The organism is Bacillus sp. MYb209, from assembly GCF_002975175.1.
Classification (GTDB): Bacteria; Bacillota; Bacilli; order Bacillales; family Bacillaceae_G; genus Bacillus_A.
The window spans coordinates 1-1,493 of the sequence record NZ_PCNZ01000117.1; the positions used below are offsets into that span (position 1 = coordinate 1).

The 1,493-nt window shown below is 35.3% G+C and carries 1 protein-coding gene; it reads left to right on the forward strand.

Annotation, left to right across the window (positions count from 1 at the left end; genetic code table 11):
- Positions 1 to 1,493 (forward strand): cell wall-binding protein (locus CQZ94_RS30655; RefSeq protein WP_105588425.1); only part of this gene is annotated, 1,493 nt, incomplete at both ends.

Here is a 1,493-nt window from a genome sequence, read left to right on the forward strand (position 1 = left end):
CAAGCACAATTAGACGAAGGAAAGACCGGAGTTGTGATGAATCAAGGCCAACATGGATTTGTAGAAAAAGCATCTGGTACAAACCCAAGATTTATTATTCCACTTTATAAAAAATATGCAGACAGCTGGACTAAAGATTGGGATGTGATTGCTCAAAGTTATGATTACCAATTTAATAAGATAGCAAATAAATTATCAGATAAGCAAAAACAATTGATAAAATTGACTTCAAAGCCAGTATCCAAAGATGTTCTTGAGAATTATGTTAAGAATGACCCTAAAGCTCGTGCAGATTTTTATGATCGATTATCTGATATATTGGCGGAGCGTACTAACGTCCTAGAGACATCTATTGCACTACCATTTAATGCACTAAATCACGGTAACCCTTATCAAATTATCCCCTATAAAAAAGGGGCGAATAAAGTATTGGTAAAAACAGGTTCAAAATATCTTTCAGGGAAAGAAGGAAAGAGCCTTCAATATTCCGAATCGATTGGTGATGATGAAGTATTTGAACTTGTTCAGACCGGAAATTCTAATGATAATAAATTCCAGTTCTATTTAAAAAACAAGAATGGAGTAAGTTTGGCGGGTAATTTAAACACTCAACAATTTGGTACTGATTGGAGTTTCAAATCCGAAATTCGTTTCACTGGAAAAAGCAACAATGAAATTAACAATTGGTTAATAGAGTGGTATCCGGGTAAAGAAAATGAGAGACAGAAGTATGACGGAGTAAAGCTTGTAGCTGATGAAAAAGATTCTACTAAATGGAATGCAAAAGATTCTTCTGGAAATGTAATAAAGAACAGTTGGGTAAACCAAGGTTCTGGTTATTCCTTTGCAGATGCTGAAGGAGCCCTTTTGACAGGCTGGCAAGAAATTAAGGGGAAGACTTATTATTTCGAACCGACTTATGGTGACATGGTTACTGTAAATGGATCTGAAATCGATGGGAAGTACTACAACTTCAATGATGATGGTTCCTTGCAACGATCAACCTGGAAAGGTGATACTTATTCCGATGCTGATGGAGTGGTTATTAAAGAAGGCTTGAAAGATATAGATGGTAAAACTTATTATTTCCAAAATTACAATGTAAATAAAAAGGAAATACGTCTAGAAGATCAAAATATCACTCTTCATTTTTCTGAAAAAGGCGTACTTGAGAGAGCTTCTAGGTTGAATGGGGAAGCGCTAGATGGCGTGTTAACTTTTGTTGATTTTGAAAACAAACAGTTAGTGTTTGAAAAAGATGGTTCTATCAGAAAAAATGGGATCTCTAAGGTTTCTTTACCTGTATGGAGTGGAGAATATCGGCCTCAACTGGCATATTACAGCTTAGAAGATGGGCGTGCTTATACCGGTTGGAAAATGATAGACGGTAAAAGATACTATTTCATAGATGGCTACAATCAAACGTTCAATGATTATAAAGACATTGACGGAAAAAAATATTATTTCCATGAAGACGGATCAGTTAACAAAGC